The sequence below is a fragment of the Streptomyces klenkii genome, assembly GCF_003626645.1.
GTDB classification, from domain to species: domain Bacteria; phylum Actinomycetota; class Actinomycetes; order Streptomycetales; family Streptomycetaceae; genus Streptomyces; species Streptomyces klenkii.
This window is the reverse complement of the sequence record NZ_RBAM01000001.1, coordinates 598,991-624,259: the sequence shown is the minus strand read 5'-3', so window position 1 is coordinate 624,259 and position 25,269 is coordinate 598,991. Positions and strand designations below refer to the sequence as shown.

Below are 25,269 nucleotides of genomic sequence, written 5' to 3'. Positions count from 1 at the left end.
GTCCAGCGGGACGAACGCGCCCGCGGCGCCCAGCACGCCGAGGACACCCGCGACGAAGCCGGTGCCGGGCCCGCCCAGCAGGCCGGCCACCTGACCGCGCCCCCACTCGGGGAGTTCCCGCAGCCCGGCCGTCACACCGGCGGCCCGCGCGGCCAGGGCCGCGTAGCTGACCTCGCCCGCGCCGTCCACGACGGCGATGCGGTCGGGGCGGGCCTCGGCGAGTTCGCGTACGCACTCCACGATGTCGCCCACGCCGCCCTCGCGGGCGGTGTTGTTCCAGCCTTCCAGGACGTCGTGGCGCTCCTGCGCGGACAGCACCTCCAGGCGGCCCACGGGTGTGCCCGGCTCGGCCACGGCCTGTTCCAGGACCCGCGTCAGGCGGGCGGCCAGTGCCGCGGCCGTCGGGTGGTCGAAGAGTTCGGCGGCGTACTCCAGGGAGCCGTCCAGGCCGGCCGGCGTGCCGTCTTCACCCAGCCGCTCGGCCAGGGAGAAGGACAGGTCGAAGCGGCAGGTGCCGGTGCCCGGCCGCTCCGGGCGGGTCCGCAGGCCGGGGAAGGCGAACTCGGCCTGCTGGTGCCGGAGCAGCAGCGCCACCTGGAAGAGGGGGTGGCGGGCGGCGGAGGGGGCCGGGGCGAGGGCCGCGACCAGGCGCTCGTAGGGCACGTCCTGGTGCCCGTACGCCTCCTGGGCACGCTCCCGTACCCGGCCGAGCAGCTCGGTGAACGTGGGGTCGCCGGAGACGTCGGTGCGCAGGACCAGGGTGTTGGCGAAGAGGCCGACGAGGTCGTCGAGGGCCTCGTCCGGCCGCCCGGCCACGTCGAAGCCGACAGGGACGTCCTCCCCGGCGCCCATGCGGGACAGCATGGCGGCGAGGCCGGCCTGGAGGACCAGGAACAGCGTCGTGCCGTGCTCGCGGGCGACGCGCCGCAGACCGGCGTGCAGCTCGGGGCCGAGCGCGAAGGGCACGTGCCCGCCCCGGTAGGAGGCGACCGCGGGGCGCGGCCGGTCGTGGGGCAGCGCCAGCTCCTCGGGGGCGCCGTCCAGCGCCTGCCGCCAGTAGGCGCTCTGCCGCGCCGACAGGCCGCCGGGGTCGTCGCCGGCGCCGAGCAGCTCGCGCTGCCACAGGGTGTAGTCCGTGTACCGCAGGGGAAGTTCGGCCCAGTCCGGTGCCGCGCCCTCGCGCCGGGCCGCGTAAGCCGTCGACAGGTCGCGGGCCAGGGGGCCCAGCGACCAGCCGTCGCCGGCGATCCGGTGCAGGGTGACGACGAGGACGTGCTGCCGCTCCGACAGCCGCAGCAGCGTCGCCCGCAGGGGCGCTTCGCAGGACAGGTCGAACGCGTACCGCGCCGCGGCCTCGCTCTCGGCGGCCAGGCCGTCCTCGGAGACCGGCACGACCTTCATGCCGGTCCATGCCTCGACCGGGTCCAGGACCAGCTGCCGGGGCACGCCCTCGGTCTCGGGGAAGACGGTGCGCAGGCTCTCGTGCCTACCGATCACATCGCGGAGGGCCGCTTCCAGGGCCGGGGTGTCCAGTTCTCCCGTCAGCCGTAGCGCGAAGGGAAGGTTGTGCGTGGCGCCGGGTCCCTCCAGCTTGTGGAGGAACCACAGTCGCTGCTGCGCGAACGACAACGGGGTCATGAAGCATCTCCTTCTCGGAACATCCTGCGGAGCACCGGGCGCGCGGGGACGGCCTCGCGGGCGGGCCGTGCCGCCAGCGCCGCCAGCGCGGCGGGGGTCGGCGCCGCGAACACCTCCCGCGTCGACAGTTCGACGCCGAGGGCTCGGCCGGCCCGTGCGGCCAGCCGGGTGGCCTGGAGCGAGTCGCCGCCCAGGGTGAAGAAGTCGTCGCCGGGGCTCACGTGCCCGCGGCCGAGGGTCTCGGCGAAGAGCGCGCACAGCGTCGCCGCCGCGTCCGCCTCCCCGGCGGACGGCGCCGGGTCGCCGACGCGCCCGTCGGGCGCATGCGCCATGTGCTCCAGCAGCGCGCACCACGCGTCGAGCAGCCCTTGGGCAGTCGTCGCGTCGAAGCGGTTGGCGTCGTACTTGAGGAAGATCCGGAAGCCGTCGGCCTCCTGGAAGATCTCCGCCTCCAGTTCGAACTCACCCTGCTGGCGTACGCCTTCGAACGTGCGGAGGCGGAGCTCGCCGGGGCCCGTCGCCGGGCCGTCGGTGAACAGCGCGGCCTCTTCGAAGTTCTGGAACGAGAGGCTGGTGCGGACCAGCGGGGACCGGGTCCCGTCGCGCCGCACGTCGAGCGCGCGGACGATCGCCGGGAACGGGTAGGCGGCGTGTTCGAGGCCGCCCAGCACCGCGCGCCGCACCGCCTGGAGGAGGTCTCCGTAGGTGGCGTCGCCGTCGACGGCGCAGCGGATCGGCAGCAGGTTCACGAAGTGGCCGACGACGTCGCGGAAGCGGGCCTCGGGCCGGCCGGCGGCCGGGAGGCCGACGACGAGGTCGGACTCCCCCGTGATCCGGTGCAGGAACGCCATGTACGAGGCGAGGAAGACCACGGACGGGCCCGCCCGCCGCTCACGGGCGCGGGCGGTGAGCGCCGCGGAGAGCTCGGGGGTGAGCTTCGCGGCCACCTCCTCGCCGCGCGGGGTGGCCGCCGGGTCGAGGGGCCGGTCGCCGGGGAGGGCGAGGGCCCGCCGGGGAGCGCGCAGTTCGTGGGCCCAGTAGGCGAGGTGGGCCTCGCCCTCGGGGCTGTCGAGCAGCGCGGCTTCCCAGGCCGTGAACTCGGCGTACCCGGCGCTCTCGGCGGCCTCCGGGGCTCCTTCGGACCGTACGGCGGCACGGTAGGCCTCGGTCAGCGAGCGGACGAGGAGCCCGGCCGAGATCCCGTCGACGACGATGTGGTGCGCCGTCACCAGCAGGACGCGGCACGCCTCCTCCGTGCCGTCCGGCGTCACGAAGGTCAGGAGGTGCGCGCGGACGAGGGGGCCGTCCGCGAGGTCGAACGGGGCGGCCACCTTCGCGCGGACCCGGGCGACCCGCGCGGCGTGCGACTCCGCGACGAGCTCGGCGCGTTCGAACGGGATGCGGCGCGACCCGTCGGTCTCCATGTACGGCACGCCGTCGTCCTCGCGGAAGACCGCGCCGAGCACCGGGTGCCTGCCGGTCAGGGAGCGGACGGCCGCTTCGAGCGCGGACTCGTCGAGCTCGCCGTGCACCTCGAAGGCGAGGGGGACGTGGTAGGCGGTGGTGTCCGGGGAGATCCGCTGGGTGAGCCAGAGGCCCAGCTGGGCCTGGGACAGGCCCGACCGCTCGGAAGCGGGTGCGGGCGCCGGTTCCTCTGCGGGCTCGGGCGCCGGCTCCTCGGCCGGGGCGGGCAGCAGGCTCGTGACGAGCGCGTCCACCCGGTCGGTGCCGGTCCCGAGGAAGTGCTCGGCGAGCACCTCGACGTTCTCCACGTCGAAGAGGAGCGTGGTCGGCACGTCGCCGAGGTCCTCGCGCAGGGCGTTGGTGAGCTGGAGGACGAGGATGGAGTCCATGCCGTAGTCGGCGAGGGGCACCGACGGGTCGATCTTCTCGGCCGGGATCCGCAACGTGGCGGCCGCCTTGTCGCGGAGGTAGCCGGACATGGCCTGGGTACGGAGGACGGCGAGGGCGCCGGGATCGGGGGCGATGACTGTGGTGCCGCTGACCGTACGGGCCTCGGTGCCGTTGCTGTTCGCTGTCGCCGAGTGGGCGCGCTTCTCCGGCGCGGGGAGGGCCCGCGGGGCGGGGGTGGGCTCGGGTACGGACGCTGCCGCCGGTGCGGGACCGGCGACGGCGGCCGGTGCCACCGGCGCCGCCTCCACGGGGGAAGGCTTCGGCGTCACGGGCTCCGTGGCGGACGGCTTCGGCGCCACGGCCCCTGCCAGGGAACGCTGTGCGGTCACCGTCTCCGTAGCGAACGCCTTCGGCGGAACCGCCTCCGTCAGGGGCGACTTCGTGGTCACGGCCCCGGAGGGGGACGCCTTCGGCGAGACCGCCTCCGTCAGGGCCCGCTTCGCCGCCGCGCCGCGGCTCCGCTCCCCCGTCGTTCCGGGCGTGCGGCCCACGACGACCCGCTGCCGGGCGATCCCGTCGCTGCGGGCGGCGATGATCTGCTGGCCGAGTTCACGCGCCTCCGGCAGAACCATGACGACCGACGGGAAGCCCTCTCCCTCCAGCACCTCGCGCCAGCTCTCGGGCGACAGCGCGGGCGAGCCGGAGACGCGCAGCGAGGTGTCCTCGAAGAGCCACCACCCCTCCAGCAGCCCGAAGGTGAGGTGTCCGAAGATCTCGAACGCGGAGAGCTCGTTCAGCAGGAGCCAGCCCCCGTCCCGGAGGGCCGCCTTCGCGTTGCGAAGGGTGTTGCGGGTGTCACGTGTGGCGTGCAGGACGTTGGCGGCGATGACGAGGTCGTAGCTTCCGGGGTCGATCCCCTGGCCCGCGAGGGGCTGTTCGGCGTCCAGCCGGGCGCACGTCAGGTACGGCACGTCGGGCCCGTACGAGGCGCGTGCGTGGTTGAGGAACGCCTGCGACAGGTCGGTATACGTGTACGTCTCGATGTGCTCGCTGTACGGGCGCAGCGCGGCGAACATCCCGGCGCTCGTCCCTCCGGTGCCGGCGCCGATCTCCAGGACGCGCAGCCGCGCGCCGGGGTCCGCGGCCAGCCGCTCGGTGACGATCGCGACGGCGGCGTCGCACATGGCGCGGTTGTAGGTGTCCGCCACCTGGTTGTTGCGGTAGCAGCCCTCGACGAGTTCGACGGAGCCGCGCGGGAACATGACGTCCGTGGGCCGGATCTGGCCGGTGAGGATGCCGGGCAGGGCGCGGAGCATGGTGTCGACGAGCTCCAGTTCGGCCTTCCGGTCGGGTTCGGCCGACCAGGCCGCCCGGCGCTCGTCCCACTCGCGGGTGACCTCGTCGAGCGAGGGGGCCGAGGCGGGCACGGCGCGGAGCGAGTGTTCCAGCCAGGGCGTGTAGCGCTCGTGGATGCCGGCGCGGTCGCGGAACGCCGTGAGGTCGGTGTGCGGGTCTCCGGGGCGGGGGGCGGCGCCGAGGGCGTCGAGGTGGGCGCGGAGCATCCTGGCGAGGAGCGGGTCGCGCTCCTCGGCCCGCCATGCGGCGACCGTGTCCAGGGCCTTCCGGTCGGCCGGCTCCAGGGGGCGGGCCGTGACCGCGCCGGGCGCGACGGGGGACGGCGTGCGCGGGTACACGGTGGTACGGGTGGCCGGGTCGACGGCTTCCAGCACGCCGGGCTTCGTCATCTTGATGAAGCTCAGCTGGTCCTGCGGGCCGCCGAGGAGGGTGTCGAGGGCGGCCATGGCCTCGGGGGGCTCGATCGAGAGGAGGCCCGAGCGGGTCATACGCTCGCGGTAGAAGTCGGAGGCGACGCTGCCGAGGCTCCCCCACCAGCCCCAGTTCATCACCTTGACGGGGAAGTCCCGGTGCCGGGAGAGGAAGTGGGCGTAAGAGTCGCCGAAGGTGCAGCCGGCCGCGTAGTTGCCCTGGCCGGCGGCGGTCGCGAACGACTGGATCGAGGAGAAGAACAGGGCGAAGTCGAGCGCCTCGTCCGCGAAGACCTCGGCCATGGCGACGGCCGCGTCGACCTTCGCCGCGAGGCTCGCGCGGAACGTGGCCTCGTCCATGGCGGCCAGGGTCTGGTCGCGGAGGACGAGCGCGGCCTGGACGACGCCGTGGATCCGGCCGTGGCGGGCGGTGATCTCGGCGTGGGCACGGCGGAGGGCGGCGGGGTCCGTGGCGTCGGCGGAGAGGTAGCTCACCTCGCCGAGTCCGCCACTGCCACTACGGATGTCGCGCAGCTTCGCGTCGATGGAGGCGTCGTGGGCGCGCCGGCCGAGCCATACGACCTTCGCGCCGTACTCCTCGACGACGTGCCGGGTCCAGGCCGTGCCGAGGCCGCCCGCGCCGCCGATCACGACGTAGACGCCGCCCTTACGGTACGGGGCCGCGGGCCGGGGACCGGCCTCGCAGGGGGCGAGCCGGCGGGCGAGCCACTGGCCGGTGCGCCGGACCCAGGTGTCGCCGCCCGAGCGGGCGGGGAGTGCCGTGAGGTCCGCGGGCCAGTCGGTGCCGTCGAGGTCGACGCGCCGGACGGTCCAGTTGGTGTATTCGCGGCCGAGCGAGCCGAACAGGCCGTGGAGGCCTGCGTGGGCGGGCCGGATGTCCTCGTGGGCGTGGGTCGCGAGGGCCCGGTGGGTCACCAGGGTGATGCCGAGGGGGCGCGCGTCGTGGCCGGTGCGCACCAGGGCCTTGATCATGCGGAAGGCGGCGATGACGCCGTCCTCCTGGGCGGCGACGAAGCCGGCGGCGTCGGCCGGGGCGAGCTCCGTGCCGGGGGCGAGCCACAGGAGGTGGTCGACCGGGCCGGCGGCCTCGACGGCGCGGGTGACCTCGTCGGCGGGGGCGCCGGGTGCGAGGCGCCAGTGCTCGGCGTCCGGGTGGGCGGCGGTGAGCGCGGCGCGCTGCTCGGGGGTGCCCCCGACGACGAGGACGCGCTGGTTGCGGGACGGTACGGCAGCCTCAAACGTCTCGGCGGGGACGGCGTCCCAGACGGGCGCGTGGAGCGCGGGTACGGGCTCGGTCACACGGCGGGACGCGTAGCCGGTCATCCGGACGTGGACCTCTCCGCCGGGGCCGACGAGGTCGATGTCGAGCCGGCTGAGCGGGCTCACCTCCGCGCTGCTGTCCGCGACGCGGACGACGGCCCACATCGAGGCCGTGCAGGGCGCGAACAGCTCCAGCTGTCCGAGCGCGAACGGCACCGCCGTGTCCCCGGGCGATCCGTCGCCGGTGAGGTGCAGCGCGATCGACGCCTGGACGGCCGAGTCCATCAGGGACGGGTGCAGGACGTACGGGCCGCCGGTGGGCTCCGCCGTGGCCGGCAGGGCGAGCCGGGCGAGGACCACGCCGCGGCCGGCGTACGCCTCGTCGATGGCGCGGAGGGTGTCCCCGTGGTGGATGCCCATGGCCCGCAGGGCCTCGGCGACGCGTGCGGCGGGAACCGCCGTCGGGCACTCGGCGCGCAGGGCCGCGAGGTCGACGGGCTCAGGGCGCGGTGCGTCGGAGAGCGCGACGGTGCCTTCGCTGAAGACGACGGGCTCGGCGGCCCGCGAGGCGACCTTGAAAGTGAGGGCGCCGTCGTGCGCGGGCCTCACCAGGACGTCGACGTCCTGGGGTCCGTCCTCGACAGCGAGCGGCCGCACCCAGGTGACGTTCCGCATCCGCAGGGGCGTCGTGGCGTCGGCGCCGAGCGCGCGGGCCGCGGTCTCGCGCGCCATCTCCAGGTGGGCGACGCCGGGGAGGATCCGCTGCCCGTGCACCGTGTGGTCGCGGAGGAAGGTCTCGTCGCCGGTGAGCGTCGTCGTGGCGGTCAGCGCGCCGGGCTCGCCGGACACGGGGGACGTCGCCCGGACGAGGGGATGTGACGGGGCGGCGGGCGCGGTGGTACGCGCGGCCGCCGGGGGTGTCGGCGCGGCCCAGTGGCTCTCGCGGGCGAACGGGTAGGTCGGCAGCGGTACGCGCAGGTGGGCGCCCGCCGGGAACAGCCGGTCGTAGTCCAGCGCGGTGCCGCGGACGTAAAGCTCGGCGAGCGTGCCGAGGTCCGTGCGGTAGGTGTGGTCCGTGCCGCTCGGCGAGGCGCAGCGGCGCAGGCACTCCTCGCCCCGGTCCCGGCCGGTGTCGGCCCCGGTGTCCTTCTTCCGGGAGGCGGCGGCCTCGCCCGTGAACGCCCGCGGGCCGTCGAGGCCTTCGTCGAGGACGCTCAGGAGCTCGGCGCGGTCGCGGACGACGCAGGCGAAGCGGTGGGCGAAGTGCTCCCTGCCCGCGACGAGGGTCCAGGCGGCGTCGCCGGTGTCCAGGGTGGTCTCGCGGCGGCAGTGCTCGGCCAGGCCGGCGACCTGCCGGGCGAGCTGCTCACGGGACCGGGCGGAGAGGACGACGAGGTGGGCGGGGCGCGGCGTGGCGGTGGCGGTGCGGCGCGCGGCCGGGGCCTCTTCGAGGACGAGGTGGGCGTTGGTGCCGCTGGCGCCGAAGGAGCTGACGACGCCGAGGCGCGGGGCGCCGCCGGGCGTCTCCCAGGCGTGGGTGCTGGTGCTGGGGTAGAAGGGGCTGCCGGCGAGGGGGACGGCCTCGTTCGCCGTCTCGAAGTGCAGCGAGGCGGGAATCCGTCCGTGCCGCATCGCAAGGAGAACCTTGAGGACGCCCGCGACGCCGGCCGCGAACTGGGTGTGGCCGAGGTTGGTCTTGACCGAACCGACCGCACAGTAGCCGGACTTGTCGGTATCCGCTCGGAACGCCCGGGTGAGCGCCCGGAACTCGATGGGGTCGCCGAGCTTGGTCCCGGTGCCGTGCGCCTCGACGAGCCCGATCCGCTCGACGTCGATGTCGAACGTCTCGTAGACGTCGCGGAGCAGGCGCTCCTGCGACACGGAGCTGGGCGCGGTGATCCCGTTGGTCGCGCCGTCGTGGTTGACGCCGGACCCGCGGATCACACCGTGGATGTGGTCCCCGTCGGCGACGGCGTCGGACAGCCGTTTGAGGACGAGGACGCCGGCCCCTTCGCCGGGCACGAAGCCGTCGGCGCGCTGGTCGAAGGTGTGGCAGCGGCCGGTCGGCGACAGCATTCCGGCGCGCCCGGCGAGCTCGTACAGCCGCGGGGTGGCCTGGACGAAGACGCCGCCCGCGAGGGCCATTTCCGTCTCGCCCGACCACAGGTCCTTGCAGGCGAGGTCGATGGCGACGAGGGAGCTCGAACAGGAGGTGTCGACGGCGATCGCGGGGCCCTTGAGGTTAAGGAAGTACGCGACGCGGCCGGGGACGAAGGAGGCGGTGTTGCCCCAGAACGCCTGGGCGGGCGCGTCCTCTCCGACGACCTCCTGGTAGTCGCCGTCCCAGCAGCCGACGTAGACGCCGACGCGGCGGTCGGCCGTGCGGCCTGCGTGTCCGGCGTCCTCCAGGGCCTTCCACGACTCCTCCAGGAGGAGCCGCTGCTGCGGGTCCATGACGCTGGCCTCGACGCCGGAGATGTTGAAGAACATCGGGTCGAAGGTGTCGATCCGGTCGAGGAACCCGCCGCGCGTGCAGCGGTCCGACGCGTCGTCACCGGTGCCGGTGAGGTCCCAGCGGGTGGCCTCGGTGACGAGTTCGTCGCCGTCGGCGAGGTGCTGCCACAGTTCGTCGAGCGAGTCCGCTCCGGCGAAGCGGCCGCTCATCCCGACGACGGCGATCGGCTCCCGCGCGCCGGACGGCGGGCGGGGCACGTCGCGCGGCTGCTCCTCGGCGGGCGCGGTGGTGGTGAGGGCCGCGGCGGCCGGGGGCCCGATGCTGTCGCCGTGGTCGGCGAGCAGGTGCGCGGTGAGGCGGTCGGCCGAGCTGTGGTCGAAGAGGACGCTCGTCGGAAGGGTCAGCGAGAGGGCCTCGTTGAGCTCGTGCACGATGCGGACGGCGAGGATGGAGTCGACGCCGTAGTCGGCGAAGGCGAGCTTGCCGTCGAGGGCGTCCTCGTCCATGGCGAGCGCGGCCGCGATCTTCTCGTGGACGACCTGAGGAACGTAGGAGGCGAGGGGGGCAGGGGCACGGTCACCGGGTGTCGCCGGCGTACGGGGCTGAGTGTGCAGCTCCGTCAGCTCTGTCAGCTCTGTCGCCGCGGTCGTCCGGTCCGTGCCGGTGGTCCCTTGCGGGTGGTTCCCTTCCGCCGGCTCCAGGTCGCCGATCCAGAACCGGTCGCGGGCGAAGGGGTACGCCGGCAGGGAGATGCGCCGGGCGGCGGGGTCGTGGAGGGCGTGCCAGTCGAGGTCCACGCCGCCGGCCCAGAGGGCGGCGAGCTTGTCGAGCTTCCCGGCGGCGGCCCAGCGCGCGACGAGGAGTTCCCGGAGGTCGGCGTCGGCGGCGATCTCGGCGACGGCGCCCTGGGCGCCGCCGGCCGTGCCCAGGTGGAGGCCCGGCACCGGCTCGCCCGCATCGAGGTACGCGCGGAGCACGCGGCGCAGCTCGGAGGTCGAGGCCACGACGACGGCGAGGCGTTCCTTCATCGCCTCGCGGCCGGTGCGGAGGGTGTGGGCCAGGTCGGCCGGGCGGACGGTCCGGTGCTGCTTCTCCTCGTGGTCGAGGAAGTCCGCCAGGCGCGCGGCGGCGGCGCGGAGCCGCTCCGGCGTCCGCGCGGAGAGGACGACGACGTGCTCGGTAGCGTCCGAGCCGTCGCCTGCGCCGAAGGCGTCGGAGGCGTCGCCGTACTCCTCCAGGATCACGTGGGCGTTCGAGCCGCCCGCGCCGAACGAGGAGACCGCGGCGATCCGCGGGCCGCCCTCGGGCCGCCAGGGGGCGAGTTCGCGCTGGACGAAGAACGGCGTCCGGCCGAGATCGACGTTCGGGTTCGGTTCCTCGGCGTGCAGGCTCGGCACGAGCTGCCCGTGGCGCAGTTGCAGGACGGCCTTGGTGAGGCCGGCGACGCCGGCCGCGGCCTCCAGGTGGCCGATCGAGGACTTCACCGACCCGATCGCGCAGAACCCCTTGGCGTCCGTGTCCTGTTCGAACGCGGTGGTGAGGCCCTTCACCTCGATCGGGTCGCCCAGCTCGGTGCCGGTGCCGTGCGCCTCCACGTAGCTCACGTCGCGGGCGGAGACGCCCGCGCGGTCCAGGGCGTCGCGGACGAGCTCGGCCTGGGCGCCCGGGTTCGGGACGGTGTATCCGTGGGTCCGCCCGCCGTGGTTGACGCTCGTGCCCCGGATCACGGCGAGGATGCGGTCCCCGTCGGCGAGGGCGCGGGAAAGGGGCTTCAGCAGCACGCAGCCGACGCCCTCGCCGGGGACGAAGCCGTCCCCGCCGGCGCCGAAGCTCCGGCAGCGCGCGTCGGACGACAGCATCGTGGAGCGGCACAGCTCGGTGTAGTCGAGCGGGTGCGTGTAGAGGTTGACGCCGCCGGCGAGGGCGACCTCGCAGGACCCCCGGTGGAGGTTCTCGCACGCCTCGTGGATCGCGGTGAGCGACGCCGAGCACATGGTGTCGACGGTCAGGCTGGGGCCGCGCAGGTCGAGGACGTACGAGGTGCGCGCGCTGACCGAGGCGAAGGACAGGCCGGGCACGACGGTCTCGCCCGAGGGGAGCCGTCCGGCGCCGTGCCGGGCGTGGCCCGACTTGGTGACGCCCGCGAAGACGCCGACCCGCCGGCCGTGGCGGCGCGCGAGCTCCTCACGGGTGTAGCCCGCGTCCTCCAGCACCTCCCAGGACGCCTGGAGGAAGAGGCGCTCCTGGGGATCCATCGCGTAGGCGTCACGCGGTGCGATCTTGAAGAAGAGGGGGTCGAAGCCCGCGAAGTCGTCGACGAATCCGCCCCACTTGCTGTAGCTGCGGCCGGTCGCGACGGCCTTCTCGCGGTCCGGTTCGAAGAAGCCCTCCAGCGGCCAGCGGTCGGCCGGGATCTCGCGGACGCAGTCCCGTCCGGCCTTGAGGTTCTCCCAGAACTCGGCGACGTTCCCGGCGCCCGGGTAGCGGCCGCTCATCCCGATGACGGCGATCGGCTCGCGGGGCGCGGGCGTCGCCGGTACGACGGGGGCGGCGGGGGCGGGGGCGGCGGGACGCGTGGCCGGGGCGGTGCCCGCCTCCGCGGTCCCGGGCGTGTGTTCCGCCGCGAGGTGCTCGGCGACGGCGCGCAGCGTCGGCCGTTCGTAGAAGAGTGTCTTCGAGACGTCGTCGCCGTACACGGCGGAAAGCTCCTTGTTCAACTGCACCACCATGATCGAGTCGAGTCCCAGGGCGCCCAGCGGCTCGTCGGGGTCGACGGTGCCGGGGGCGGACTTGGTGACGCGTGCGAAGAGGTCCACGAGGAGGCGGAGGGCGTCCCGCGCGGTGGCGGCCGGCGCCGTCCTCTCCTCGGTCGTGCGGGGCCGGTCCACGGCGGTCCTGGCCGTGGCCGACGGCCGACGGCCCGGCACCCGCGCCGTGTCGCCGTGGTGCACCCACACCCGGTCGGCTCCGAGCCGCCACGCGTCCAGGAGGGCGGCGATGCCGTCGGCGGACTCCATGGGGACCAGGCCGCGGTCGCGCCGGAGGGCGGCGCGCGCCGCGTCGCCGACGGTCATCCCGCCGTCCTTCCACAGCGGCCAGGCGAGAGACAGCGTCCGGCCGGACCGCTGCCCCGCCGCGACGCGCGCGGTGCGCAGCGCGGCGAACTCGTCCAGGAACGCGTTCGCCGTGGCGTACGCCCCCTGGCCGCGGTTACCGGTGACGGCGGCGCCGGACGAGAAGGTGAGGAAGAACTCCAGCGGTGCCGCCACGGTGGCCCGGTCGAGGTGGACCGTTCCGGCGACCTTCGGCGCGAGGACCTCGGCCCACCCCTGCGGGGTCTGCCGCGTCAGCGCGGCGTCGTGGAGCACCCCCGCGGAGTGCACGATGCCGTGGATGCCGCCGGAGTCCTCGCGGATCCGCGCGACCAGGTGGCGCACCTCCTCCCAGCGGGAGACGTCCGCCCGCTCGTAGCGTGCCTCGGCGCCCGCGGCCCGCAGCTCGCCGAGGAGCGCATCCACACGCCCGTCCTGTGGCCGCCGTCCGGCGAGGACGAGCACCGGCCGGGCGACGTCGCGGGCGATCCGGCGTGCGACGACGGCGCCGATGCCGCCCGCCCCGCCCGTGATCAGGTAGACGCCGCCCGCGCGCCAGGGCGTGTCCGCCGCGCCCGCGCCGGGCGACGCCGGGGTCCACTCGCGTACGGCGCGTTCGCCGTCGCGGTGGCGGACGACGACGTCCTCGTGGGCGCTGCGCGCGTTCTCCGCGACGAGCGCGGCGACCGCGCCGCCCGTGGAGACGCCGTCGAGGCCGAGGAGTTGCCCCGTGATCCGGGGGTGCTCCAGGGTCAGGGTGCGCAGGAGGCCCGCGAGGGCCGTGCCGACGGTGTCGTCGTCGCCGCCCGATGGCGTGACGACCTGGACGAGCGTCGTGCCGTCGCGCTCTTCGGCGGCAAGCCCGCGCACGGCCTCGAAGACCTGCCGTGAGAGGTCGGTGAAGCGGCTGTCCGCGCGGCGCGCGGTCGTGGTGACGGTGTGACAGCGGACCCCGGGGATGCTCCGCTCGACGTCGGCCCGCGCCTGGGCGAGGGCGCCGCAGAGGATCACGACGCGGTGATCGTACGGGCGCTCGCCCGCACCGTCCGCGGCCGCGGGCTTCGGCACCCAGGAGGGGACGAGGAGGACGGTGCCGGTGGGGGCGGTGGTTTCGGCGCCATCGGTGGCCGCGGGGCCGGCGTTCCGCGGCGCGAGGGGCCGCGCGAGCGCGCCGTCACGACCGTGGTCGGGGCGTGCCCCGGTCCGGAGGTGCACGGGAAGGGCCCCCGTGCCGGCGGACACGGCCCCAGCGGGCACGATCCCGGCGGGCACGGTTCCAGCAGACACTGGCCCGACAGGCACAGCCCCAGCGGACACGGCCCCGGCCGCCACCGGCGCGTGCGCCGTGCCGGCGGCTGCCGCAGCCGCCGGAGTTCCCGGGGCTTCCCGGGTCCCGGGGTCCGCCTGGATCTCCACGGCTTCCCTGGGCGCCAGGGCCCCCTGGACCCCCGTCCCTTCCGGGATCCAGTGGCGCTCGTACGCGAAGGGGTACACCGGCAGGTGCGCCCGCTTCGGCGGGCGGGCGCCGTGGAGGGTGCGCCAGTCGACGTCCGCGCCTCCGGCCCAGCGGGCCAGGAGCTCCGCGAGGCCGACGCCCGCCGTGGGGGCGGGCCGTGGGGGCGTCTGCGCGGTGGGGCCCCCGTCGTGGGCGACCCGGCCCCGCGCGCCACCGGCGACGCTCCCGCCACCAGCGAGGAACTCCCGCAGCCTGGCGGCGAGTTCGCCGCGCGAGGCGACGACCCAGCCGACGCGTTCGGCCATGGCCACGCGCCCGGTCTGCAAGGTCCACGCGATCGAGGGGAGCCCCGCGGGCGCGTCCGTCTTCTCCAGGTATGCGAGGAGGTCCCGCGCGCGCTCGTGGAGCTGCTCGCCCGTGCGGGCCGACAGCGGGATCAGCACCTGCGCGCCGTCCGCACGCCCGCCCCCACGACCGGTGTCGTGGGTGGCATCCGTGGCATCCACAGCCTCGTACTCCTCGTTTCTGTCATCACCCGGGTGGTCCTCGTACTCCTCGACCACGACGTGGCAGTTCGCGCCGCCGAAGCCGAAGCTGCTCACGCCGGCCCGGCGCGGGGCGGGCGCGCCCTCGCGGTCGCGCGGGCGCCGCCACGGCTCCTGCTCGCGGACGATGCGGAAGGGTCCGCCGTCGAGCTCGATGTACGGGTTGATCTCGCGGCAGTTGAGCGTCGCGGGCAGGACGCGGTGCCGCATGGCCAGCAGGACCTTCAGCAGGCCGGCGATGCCCGCCGCCGCCTCCAGGTGGCCGATGTTCGTCTTCACCGAGCCGAGCCCGCACGTGCCCCGGCCTCGGGCTCCCAGCCGGCGGAACGCGGTGGTGAGGGCGCGGACCTCGACGGGGTCGCCGAGGGCGGTGCCGGTGCCGTGGGCCTCGACGTAGCCGACGGTGTCCGGGTCGACGGCGCCCATGGCGGCGGCGACCAGCTCGGCCTGCGCGTCGGCGCTGGGCGCGGTCAGCGAGTTGGCGCGCCCGCCGTGGTTCTCGGCGCTGCCGATGAGCACGCCGAGGATCGCGTCGCCGTCCCGCTCGGCCGCCGCGAGCGGCTTCAGGACGACCGCGCCGACGCCCTCGCCCCGCACGTAGCCGTCCGCGTCGCTCGCGAAGGTCTTGCACCGGCCGTCGGGGCTCAGCATCCCGGCCCGGTGCGCGCTCACGAACGTGTCGACGCTCAGGAGGAGGTTCACGCCGCCGGCGACCGCGGCGTCGCAGGCTCCCGACCGGATGGCCTCCATCGCGCGGTGGACGGCGATCAGTGAGCTCGAACAGGCGGTGTCCACCGGCTCGCTCGGGCCGCGCACGTCGAGGACGTACGAGATCCGGTTGGCGAGCATCGAGTGCGCGTTGCCCGTCGAGGTGAAGGCGTCCGGTTCGACGCCGTGGGTGGTGAGCAGCGTCGCGTAGTCGTTGCCCGAGACGCCGAGGAAGACTCCGGTGTTCTTCGGCAGGGCGGCGGGGGTGTACGCGCTGTGCTCGACGGCGTTCCAGACCGTCTCCAGGGCCAGGCGGTGCTGCGGGTCCATCAGCTCGGCCTCGCGCGGGTAGACGCGGAAGAACCCCGCGTCGAACCCGTCGGCGCCGTCGAGGACGCCCGCGCGCTTGGGGAAGTCGGCGTCCTCGACGACCTGGGCGTAGGCCGCCCCGTAGCGGTGGACGGGGAAGTCCGTGACGGAGTCCTTGCCTTCGGCCAGGTTCGCCCAGTACGTGTCGAGGTCGGGCGCGCCGGGGAAGCGGCCCGCCGCGCCGACGACCGCGATGGGCATCGGCGTGCCCGGGGCCGCGGAGAGGGCAGGAGCCGGGGTGCTGCGGGGGGCGTCGTCCGCCGGCAGCGACCGTGCGTACGCCTCGCGGACGGGCTCCTCGAACTCCTCGGCGAGGTGGCGGCCCAGCGCGTCGAGCGTCCGCAGGTCGAAGAAGACCGCGGGGCTCAGAGTGACCCCGAAGCGCTCCCGTACCCGCCCGGAGAAGGTGACGAGCGAGATCGAGTCGAAGCCGAAGGCGTCGAACGTCGTGCGGCCGTCCAGCTCGTCGGGGGCGAACTTCAGGATCCCGGAGGCGATGTCGCGCAGCTCGGCGACGGCGAACGGGACGATCCCGGTACCGGGATCCGCTCCCCCGGCGCGCAGGGGCTCCGTGGCGGGCCGTGGTGCCCCGAGGGGCTCGGGCCGCGTCATGCCTTCTTCCTTTCGTGGCAATGCGTCTCGTGGCGAGGCGTCTCCTGGCGATGGGTCCCGTAGCGAGGCGTCTCGTGGTGATGCGTCGTCACCGCACCGCACTCCCGTGAGCTCGCCGACGGCCCGGCCGTCGCCGTCCAGCAGCCGTACGTGGCCGCGGAGGCCATCGCCTCCGGGCGCCGGCTCGAAGAGCACGTACGCCACGTCGGCGGGGTCGCCGGAAACCCGGATCTCCTCGATCCCGTACGGGGTGGTCCGGGCCCAGCGCGGCGCGTGCGCGCGCTTCGCCACGAGCCGGAGGCCCTGGGCGGCGGCGGTGAGGACGTGCGGCGCGAGGGTGATGTGGCGTGCGCTGTGGTCCTGCCGGAGCTCCGGCGCGGTGAGCGCGAGGACCAGCCGGCCGTCGGGCAGCCAGTACGCGCCCTGCACACCGCAGTACAGCGGGTCGTGCTCCAGGCCGCCCTCGGCGAGCTCCGCGAGGAACTCGTCCCGGGTCAGGGCGCGTACGGCGTCCCGTTCGAGCGCACCGACCGGCAGGCCGGGCCGGTGGTCCGCCGGTGCGCCGCCCGGGTAGACGTCGAACTCAGCGACGGTGACGCGCGCGCCGGTGGAGTCCTCGGCGGACACGACGCCGGAGGCCGCTTCGGCACCCGTGACGGTGAGGGACGTGATCAGGCGGGCGGTGGACGCCCACGGGACCTCGCCGGGCAGCCGGAGGCCGCGGACGACCGGCGCGGCGGCGAACCCGGAGGCCTTGGCCGCGGCCAGGGCGAGGTCGGCGGCGAACGTCGGGGCGACGGCGCGTTCCTTGTCGTGCCGGTGGCCGTAGTCGAGGAGGTCGTCGAGGCGCACGTCGAGGACGTAGCGCAGGCCCTCGACGTCGGAGGCGTTGCGGCCGAGGAAGGGGTGGAGCTTCTCGCGCAGCGCGAGCGGCGCGGTCACGGACGGCGCCCCGGGCTCCTCCTCGGCCCAGCAGCGCACCCGCTCGAAGGGGTAGGCCGGCAGGGAGACCCGCCGGGGCGGGCGGGGGCCGGTCAGCTCGCTCCAGTCGACGCTCTTGCCGCCCAGCCACGCCGTCGCGAGCGTGCGGGCCGTGACCGCAGCCGTGGCCGCGCGCGGGTCGTGGCTCGCGAGCGCGGCGCCGGTGTCGCGGTCGCCCGCGAGGTAGCGGTCGACGGCCGCGAGCGCCGCGCGCCGGTCCCCGGCGAGGAACGCCCAGCGGCGCGGCAGTTCGTTCTTGCCCACGCGGAGGGTGTGCGCGATCGACGGCAGCCCGTCCTCCGCCGCGCCGGCCAGGTGGGCGCGGAAGCGGGTGAGGACTTCGGCGAGCGCGGCGTCGGTCATCGCCGAGAAGACGAAGAGCTGCTCGCTGCCGTCGTGCGCGTACGGCTCCTCCGTGGCGGCCCGGTACTCCTCCAGGATGATGTGCGAGTTCATGCCGCCCGCACCGATCGAGGTGAGGCCGGCGCGCCGGGGGTGGACGGTCTCGTGCCCGCCGTCCGTCGTGACGGCCGGCTTCCAGTCCGCGAGTTCACGCTGGACGCGGAAGGGGGTGTCCGCGAAGGCGATGTCGGGGTTGAGCTCGGCGCTGTGCAGGGACGGCGCGAGCTTGCCCTCCCGGAGCTGGAGGACGACCTTCGCGAGGCCGGCCATGCCCGCGGCCGCCAGAAGGTGGCCCGTGTTGGACTTGACCGAGCCGAGGGCGCAGAAGCCGGTGTCCCGGGTGTGCTTGCCGAAGGCCGTGGTCAGCGCCTTGACCTCGATGGGGTCGCCGAGCGAGGTGCCCGAGCCGTGGCCCTCGACGTAGCTGATCGTCCGGGCGTCGACCCCGGCGTCGTCCAGCGCCTTCTCTACGGCGCGCGCCTGCATGTGCGGGTTGGGGACGGTGAAGCCGTTGCGCACGCCCGCGTTGCTGAGCGCGGTCCCCTTGATGACGGCGTGGATGTGGTCGCCGTCGCGCTCGGCGTCGGCGAGCGGCTTCAGGACGACGGCGCCGACGCCCTCCCCGAGGATGGTCCCGTCGGCGCCGAGGCCGAAGCTGCGGATGACGTCGGAGGTCGCCGTGGTGAAGTGCTCCTGCGAGGAGGTGATGAGGTTGTACGGGTGCAGGAGGAGGTTGACGCCGCCGGCGACGGCCATCCGGCACTCGCCCGCCCGGAGCATCTGCACGGCCTGGTGGACGCAGGTCGAGGACGCCGAGCACATGGTGTCGAGGAAGATGGACGGCCCCGTGAGCCCGTAGAAGTACGACAGCATGTTGGGGAGCGTCCCCGTGTAGCTGCCGGTCGCCGGGGCTCCTCGGGTGAGGCTGTTCTGGAAGCCGTAGAGGTTGTAGTGGTTGCTCATCGTCCCGGCGAGGACGGCGACGTCGCCCTGGTACCGGCGCTGGATCGTCTCCCGCGAGTAGCCCGCGTCCTCCAGCGCCTCGACCCCGGCCTGGAGGAACAGGCGGACCTCCGGCGACATCCGCTCGGCCTCGCGCTTGGAGACGCGGAAGTAGCGGGGGTCGAACTTGTCGATGTCGCGCAGGAACGTCCCGGTGCGGATGGCGCTCTTGCCGGGGACGGAGCGGTCGGGGCTGTACACGGCGTCGTGGCCCCAGCGGTCGCGCGGGACCTCTTCGAAGGTGTGGCGGCCCTCTTCGAGGAGCGTCCAGAGTTCGTCGAGGGTGCCGGCGCCCGGGTACCGGCCGGAGATGCCGATGATGGCGATGTCGCGGCGGTCGTCGCGGTCATGGCGGTCGTCGCGTGACGCCGTGAGGGCGGGGGCAGGCGCGGGAGCCTCCCGAGGCGCCGGAGGCGTCTCCTCTGCGGCGCCGGGGGCCGCGCCGAGGACGGCTTCGAGCCGCTCGCGGTGCGCTTCCACGAAGTAGCCCGCGACGCCCTCGATGTTCAGGTACTCGAAGAAGAGGGTCTTCGAGAGCGGCCCGAAGCGGTCTTCGAGGCGGGCGGTCATCTCCAGGATGCTGAGGGAGTCGATCCCGTACTCGATGAGGTTGACCGTCGCCTCCATCGTGGCGGGGTCGCGGTGGATGACCTCGCCGAGGAGCTCCTTCAGGAGGCCCTCGGCCCGTTCCTGGAGCGCGCCGTCATCCGGGGCCGCCGCGGCCTCGGCGGCGCCCACGGGCTCCGGGTGCGGGCCCGCCGGCAGGTGGGCGAGGTTCGGGTCGGCTCCGTAGGCGACAACGACGTGTGCCGGGGCGTCGTCCAGGACGCGGCCGAGGACCCGCAGGCCCTCTTCCGTGGGGAGCGGTTCCCAGCCGCGCTGCCGGCGCATCGACTCGCGCGTCACGTCGTCCACGGTCATCCCGCCGTCCGCCCAGAGCGGCCAGCTGACGGCGGCCGTGCGGCCCGTGCGCTCCCCGGCATCGACGAGCGCCTGCCGGTGGTGCGCGAAGGCGTCGAGGAAGGCGTTCGCGGCCGCGTAGTCCGCCTGCCCGGGGTTGCCGTAGACGCCCGCGACGGAGGAGAAGACGACGAAGAAGTCGAGCGCGAGGGCGCGCGTCGCGGCGTCGAGGTTGAGGACGCCGCGCACCTTCGGCTCCAGCACCGCGGGGAGGTCGGCCGGCTCCTTGCGGAGCACGTAGGCGTCGCGGAGGACCCCGGCGGCGTGGACGATCCCGTCGAGGGAGCCGTGCTCGCGGGTGATCTCGCGGACGGCGCGGGCGACGTCGTCGGCGCTGCCGGTGTCGGCGGGGAGGTAGTGGGCGTCGACGCCCGCCGCCCGCAGCGCGGCGAGGGCCTCCTCGCTCGCGGGTCCGGCGGCCGAACGCCCGCTGAGGACGACGGTCACGCCGGGGCGCCGGGCGAAGTAACGGGCGACGTGCCGGCCGAGACCGCCGAGACCGCCGGTCACCCAGTAGACGCCGCCCTCCTTCAGCGGCGGGACCTCGGGCCCCGCGCCGAGCGCGACGTCGGCGGGGCGCCACGCCTGGCGGGTGCCGTCGGCCGCGCGGCGGATCTCGGTGGCGGGCTCCGGGTCGGCGGCCTCCGTACGGAGGATCTCCGTGATCCGCTCGGGCGGCGTGGTGTCGAGGCCGGCGACCCGGACGACGCGCCCCGAGACCAGGGGGTTCTCCAGGGCCACGGTGGCGAGGAGGCCGGTGAGCGGTGCGTGGAAGTGCCGGGGCACGCGGTCGTCGACGAGGACGACGAAGCGGTGCGGCGTCCTCGGGCGCGCCGCCAGGACCTGCTGGACGTGCGCGAGGACGAGGCCGAGCGCGGCGTCGATGCCGTCGGCGACGCGGCCGGGCGCGATGTCGGGGAGGTGAGTGAGCGTCAGGCCGGGGGTGCCCGCGAGGCCGGGAGTCATACGGGCCGCGGCCTTCCCGGTGAGGAAGGCGTGCACCGTCTCCGGGCCGGTCTCCGTCGCCGAAGGGGCGGCGGGCGCGTCCGTCCACCGGCACGTGGCCGTGACGACACGCGGTCCGGCGAGTGCCGGGGACTCCGCAGAGGAGGCGCCGGTCCGCTGGACCAGCCCGCGCAGGCGTACGCCGACGACGCCTTCCGCGTCGCAGAGGTCGATGTCGAACGCGGCAGCCGCACCGCCGCCCGGCCGCCGGCGGACCCAGGCCCAGGTCACCGCCGCGCACGGGCGGTGGATGTCGATCCGCTCCAGGGCGAACGGCATGGTCGGGCCGGCCGTGCCGGCGCTCTGCGCCATGAGGACGAGGGAGGACTGGAAGGCCCCGTCCAGCACGCTCGGGGGCAGGACGAAGCCCTCGTCCGGGCTACTGTCCGGGGCGGGTGCGGGTTCCTGGATGCGGGCGAGGAGCTGTCCTTCGCCCAGGAGGATCTCGTCCAGGCCGCGCATCGCGGGCCCGTAGTCGAGGCCCTGGGCCCGGAAGGCGGCGTAAGCGTCTTCAGGGGCGTGGGGTGTGCGGCAGGCGGTGCGGAGCGCGCCGAGGTCGAGCGTCTCCGGCTCCCCCGCCTCCCCCAGCGCCTCGGACGGGAGGAGTTCGGCGGTACCGCGGCCGTGGACCACGGCCGTCGTGGCGTCGCCGGGGGTGACGGTCACCTCGAACGCGAGCTCTCCGCCCGCTCCTTCGGTCCCGGCCCGGGGCGCCAGGCCGACGTGGACGTCGACGGGCGCGTCACCGGCGATGAGCGGGCGCGCCCAGACGACGTCGCGGAGGCGGACGGCCGGGGCCGGGTGCCCCGGGGTGTGTCCCGTGGCGTCCGCGACCGCGGCGCGGGCCATCTCCAGGTAGGCGACGGCGGGCAGGACGCGCGCGCCGCCCACCCGGTGTGCGGCGAGGAACGGCTCGTCGCCGGTGAACGTGGAGGTGTACCGCTGTCCGGCGAGGCCGGAGGTGTTGCGGTGGAGCAGCGGGTGGAGCGCGGCGGGGCCCTGGGCGGGCTCGGCGTCCGGGGTCTTGAACCAGTGGCGCTCGCGGGCGAAGGGGTAGGCGGGGAGCCGGACGCGGCGCGGCTTCGCGTCGCCGTCGGCGGTCTGCGGCTCCGGCAGGTCCTCGGCGTCGCCGCGGGCCCAGCGTCCGGCCGCCTCCAGGAGGCCGTCCTCAGGGGGCGCGCCTGCGGCCCGTACGGTCGCGCCGGGGTGTGCCTCGGCGCCGGCGAGCGTGCCGGCCAGGAACGCTTCGAGCGCCTCGTTGAGTTCGGGTACGGAGGCGACGACGAAGGCGACACGGGTGGGCATCGGCTCGCGGCCGGTCCGCAGGGTGTACGCGATGTCGGCGAGGTCCTGGGGCTGCCGGAGCGCCGCGGCGGCGTCGCCGGGCTCCGGCGGGCGGAGGTGGGCGAGGAGCGCCTCGGCCACGGCGCGCAGCCGGTCGGGGGTCTTGGCCGAGAGGGGGACGAGGTGCGGACCGGTGCGGACGGCGGGCTGCCGCTCCGGGTGGTCCGTTACGTGTTCCTCCAGTATGTGTTCCTCCAGCACGACGTGGGCGTTGGTGCCGCCGAACCCGAAGGAGCTGACGCCCGCGCGGCGCGGCGCGGGCCGCCCGTCGGCCCCGGTGGGCGGCTCGGCCCAGGGCTCGGTGTCGCGCACGATGCGGAAGGGGCTGCCGTCGAGCTTGATGAGCTTGTTGCGGACCTCGAAGTTGACGGTCGCGGGGAGCCGCCGGCCGGCGAGGGCGCCGATCACCTTGGCCATCCCGGCGACGCCGGCGGCTCCTTCGAGGTGTCCGATGTTGGTCTTGACCGACCCGATGCCGCAGGACTCCGGCTCCGGGCGGGTGCCCTGCGCCTCGTGGAGGGCGTGGAAGGCACGCTTGAGCGCGATGATCTCGATGGGGTCGCCGACGGGGGTGCCGGGGCCGTGCGCCTCGATGTACGTGACGGTCTCGGGCCGGATGCCGGCGCGGGTGTAGAGCCCTTCGATCAGGTTCGCCTGCGCGGCCGGGTTGGTGACCGTCAGCGAGCTCGTCCGGCCGCCGTGGTTGGTCGCGACGCCCTTGATGACGGCGTGGACCGGGTCGCCGTCCGCGAGCGCCCGCGCGAGGGGCTTCAGGAGCAGCACCGCGCCGCCCTCGCCCCGGACGTAGCCGTCGGCGCCCTGGTCGAAGGCGCGGCACTCGCCGGTACGGGACAGCATGCTCGCCTGGCTGAACGCCACGAAGTGCTTCGGCGACCAGCAGAGGTTCACCCCGCCGGCCAAGGCTGTTGTGCAGTCGCCGTTGCGGAGGGCCGTGACGGCCTCGTAGACGGACACCAGCGAGCTGGAGCAGGCGGTGTCGTTGGTGATGCTGGGGCCCTGGAGGTCGAGGAAGTACGAGACCCGGTTGGAGATGATCGAGTAGGCGGTGCCGGTGGGGAAGTAGGCGTCGGTACGGGCCTTCTCGCGCTCCATGAGCTCGGCGTAGTCGGCGTGGCAGACGCCCATGAAGACGCCCGTCCGCGTGCCCGCGAACGCGCTCGCGCGGTACCCGGCGTCCTCGATGGCCCGCCAGGCGAGTTCGAGGGCGAACCGCTGCTGCGGGTCCATCGTCTCGGCCTCGCGCGGGGAGATCTGGAAGAAGGAGGCGTCGAACCGGTCGGCGTCCTCGATGAAGCCGCCCCAGATGCTGCTGGTCTTCTCGGCTCCGCGCCGGGGGTCGCCGAAGTACCGCTCCTTCGACCAGCGTTCGGCCGGCACCTCGGAGATCAGCGAACGGCCGGCGTCGAGGTGCCGCCGGAGCTCCTCCAGGGTGTCCGCGCCGGGGAGGCGCAGGGCGAGGCCGATGATCGCGATGTCGCCGGCGTTTCCCGGTTCTGTGTCTGTGTCCGTGTTCATCGCATTCCTCCGGCGACGGCGCGCGGCAGGGCCCGCCGTTTGTCGACGACCGTCCGTATCTTGAGATCGGCTTCCGGTGAAGCGTGCGGCCCCGCCGTGTCCCGCACGAACTGCTGGTCGAGGAGCGCGGTGGAGAGCAGGTAGACGAACGCCTGGTCCTCCTTGGTGCTGATCTCCTCGGCGGGGGTGGTCATGATCTTCGCCACGAGCTTCCGCGCGAAGACGGGGTCGGCCCAGTCGAGCTTTCCGAGCTCGGCGTCGGAGAGCACCAGCTCCAGGTAGTCGGGCCGCCGGTCCTTGAACACGGCGCTGCCGGGGGCGCGGTAGGGCTGCTTGCGGCGGGCCAGGCTGGAGGCGGGCAGTTCGCCGCGGAAGGCCTTCTTGAGGATGGCCTTCTCCTCGGATCCGTCGTCGAAGCGGAGGTTCACCGAGGCGGCGGCCCGTACCACCGCGGGGTCGAGGAACGGGCAGCGGTTCTCGACGCCGTGCGCCAGGCCCATGCGCTCCCCTTGGGTGGAGAGGAGGTAGCCGGCGAGGAGCGTCTTGTATTCGAGCCACTGCGCCTTCTGGACGGCGCTCAGCCCCGCGTAGCCGGGCGCGGTGCGCACCATGTCCAGGGCGTCGGCGAAGGGGTCGACGTTCCGGTCCTTGAGCAGGCGGGCGGCGAACCGGCCGTTCTGGTAGCGGAGTTCGTGGGAGAAGAGGCCCGGGAGGCGCTCCTGGGAGAACTGCTGGAAGAGACCCGCCATGTGCTTCTGGTGCGCGGGCCCGAAGTGGGCGAGCTCGGGGTGCAGGCGCGCGAGCCCCGCCTTCCGGTCCTCGGCGGACAGCTCGTGCCACGCCGCGCGCAGCATCGTCTCGCGGAACAGCGAGTAGCCGAGGAACGCCTCGTCGGCGCCCTCGCCGCTCAGGATCGTCTTGATCCCGGCGTCCCGTACGTGCCGGGACAGGAGGTACATCGGGACGAACGCGGTGCGGAAGGAGGGCACCTCGGCGTGGTGGACGGCCGCGGGGAAGTGCTCGGCGATGTCGGCGGCGGACACGGTGACGGACGAGTGCCGCGTGCCCAGGTGCGAGGCCACGACCCGCTGGCTTTCGGACTCGTCGAACTCCGCGTTCTCGAACGCGACCGAGAACGTCCGCACCTCGCTGTGCGAGAGGTCCGTCGCCAGCTTCGTGACGATGGAGGAGTCGAGGCCGCCACTGAGGTAGACGCCGACTTCGACGTCACTGCGCAGGCGCATCTCGACGCTCGCGCGCAGCGTCTCGCGGACGTACGCGGCGGCGTCCTCCTCGGCGCCCTCGAACGGCGGGGCGTCGACGGCGAGTTCCTCGTAGGTGCTCAGGGTGCGCCGGCCGTCCCGGACGGTGAGGACGCCGCCCATGGGGAGCTGCCGGATGCCCGCGAAGGGGGTGCGGTCGGGCAGCGGCGTCCATACGGCGAAGACCGAGGCGAGCTCGCGCGGGTCGAGGGTGAAGCGGAAGCCGGGGAAGGCGCGGAACGCCTTCATCTCCGAGGCGAAGAGGAGGCCGCCGTCGTGCTCGGCGTAGAAGAGCGGGCGCTTGCCGTAGCGGTCGCGGGCCAGGACGAGGCCGCCGGTGTCCGCGTCCCTGATCGCGAAGGCGAAGGCGCCGTTGAAGCGCGTGAGGCACTGCGGCCCCCACTGGAGCCACGCCTGGAGGACTACCTCGGTGTCGCAGTGCGTGCGGAACGGCCGGCCCAGGGCCCGCAGTTCCTCGCGCAGCTCGACGTGGTTGTACAGCTCGCCGTTGAAGGAGATCCAGTGGCGCCCGGTGGGGTCGGACATGGGCTGCGAGCCGGTGTCGAGGTCGACGATCGCGAGGCGGACCGTGCCCATCGCGAAGCCGTCGTCCAGGTAGTAGCCCGCCTCGTCCGGCCCCCGGTGCCGGATGAGCGACAGCATCGAGGTGACGATCCCGGGCGCGGCGCCGGGGTCGAGCGACGGCGCGAGGAAGCCGGCTATCCCGCACATGAGGCGTCCCCTTGCCCGGCGCCCTGTCCGGCGAGCTTCCGGGCCACGAAGGCGTCGATCGCGTCGAGGGAGACGAAGACGTCGGTGAGCATCTCCTCGTCCGTGACGCCGATCGAGAACTCGTCCTCCAGGAAGCTCATGAGCTGGATGTAGCCGAAGGAGTCCATGACCCCGGCCTTGAAGAGGTCGCTGTCGTCGGTCACCTCGCCGCCGAATTCGACGAGGAAGCGGTCCTCGATGAACTGCCGGATCTTGTCTGTTCTGTTCAT

At 74.5% G+C, this 25,269-nt stretch carries 4 protein-coding genes (1 of these 4 running past the window's edge); all 4 read right to left on the bottom strand.

The features are described 5' to 3' along the window. Tightly spaced (each overlapping or abutting the next), the 4 genes in view from D7231_RS02270 to D7231_RS02255 form a layout consistent with a single transcriptional unit that may run on beyond the window. A protein-coding gene (locus D7231_RS02270) for a non-ribosomal peptide synthetase (RefSeq protein ID WP_120753170.1) crosses the window boundary here: on the bottom strand, positions 1-1,638 show its start. It extends 7,407 nt beyond the left edge of the window; only the first 1,638 of its 9,045 coding nucleotides appear in the window; the start codon lies at positions 1,636-1,638; its stop codon lies off the left edge, out of view. Continuing rightward, positions 1,635-23,006 carry an SDR family NAD(P)-dependent oxidoreductase gene (locus tag D7231_RS02265; RefSeq protein ID WP_120753169.1) on the bottom strand — a complete coding sequence of 7,124 codons (21,372 nt, stop codon included), beginning with the start codon at positions 23,004-23,006 and terminating at the stop codon, positions 1,635-1,637. The genes D7231_RS02270 and D7231_RS02265 overlap by 4 nt, the downstream gene beginning before the upstream one ends. Beyond that, positions 23,003-25,000 (bottom strand): asparagine synthase (glutamine-hydrolyzing), encoded by a 1,998-nt coding sequence (gene asnB / locus D7231_RS02260; protein ID WP_120753168.1) that lies wholly within the window; start codon positions 24,998-25,000, stop codon positions 23,003-23,005. The genes D7231_RS02265 and asnB overlap by 4 nt, the downstream gene beginning before the upstream one ends. Next, complete coding sequence (locus D7231_RS02255) at positions 24,988-25,269, bottom strand: phosphopantetheine-binding protein (RefSeq protein WP_120753167.1); 282 nt, start codon at positions 25,267-25,269, stop codon at positions 24,988-24,990. The genes asnB and D7231_RS02255 overlap by 13 nt, the downstream gene beginning before the upstream one ends.

Bases quoted from the DNA above. Each gene is read 5' to 3' on its own strand.
- D7231_RS02255 (WP_120753167.1), bottom strand. From the start codon at position 25,269: ATGAACAGAACAGACAAGATCCGGCAGTTCATCGAGGACCGCTTCCTC.
- asnB (WP_120753168.1), bottom strand. From the start codon at position 25,000: ATGTGCGGGATAGCCGGCTTCCTCGCGCCGTCGCTCGACCCCGGCGCC.
- D7231_RS02265 (WP_120753169.1), bottom strand. From the start codon at position 23,006: ATGAACACGGACACAGACACAGAACCGGGAAACGCCGGCGACATCGCG.